We start from the raw sequence: 256 nt of genomic DNA, 5'->3' as shown, positions 1-256 counted from the left end.
TTCCTCTAAGGGGGATTTTCTTTGAATCTTCGCAATTCATTATTCGCTTTAGTTGTTGGAGCGGCAGCATATCAATATGCTGGCAAGGAAGATGTTTTTTCAAAACGCTATATGAAAAAAGCACGTAATATGTTTAATTCTTATTTATTAACGTAAAAAACTATCTTGATTATTTTGTAGTTTTTTTATGCGCTAGTATGAAATTAAAAAATTACAATTTGATTTTTGATTTATGATATATCTTAAAACGTAATTC

The 256-nt window shown here is 27.7% G+C and carries 1 protein-coding gene; it reads left to right on the top strand.

Translation table 11 applies throughout. The features are described 5' to 3' along the window. Positions 1 to 21 precede the first annotated feature (21 nt). Positions 22 to 156: a YrzQ family protein gene (locus tag JDS98_RS29755; RefSeq protein WP_199634643.1), complete on the top strand. Its 135-nt coding sequence runs from the start codon at positions 22 to 24 to the stop codon at positions 154 to 156. Positions 157 to 256: the final 100 nt, after the last annotated feature.

It is taken from the genome of Bacillus cereus group sp. N11 (assembly GCF_016483605.1).
In the GTDB taxonomy this organism is placed as follows: domain Bacteria; phylum Bacillota; class Bacilli; order Bacillales; family Bacillaceae_G; genus Bacillus_A; species Bacillus_A toyonensis.
The sequence above is the reverse complement of the archived record's forward strand: the minus strand, read 5'-3'. Positions and strand labels throughout refer to the sequence as shown.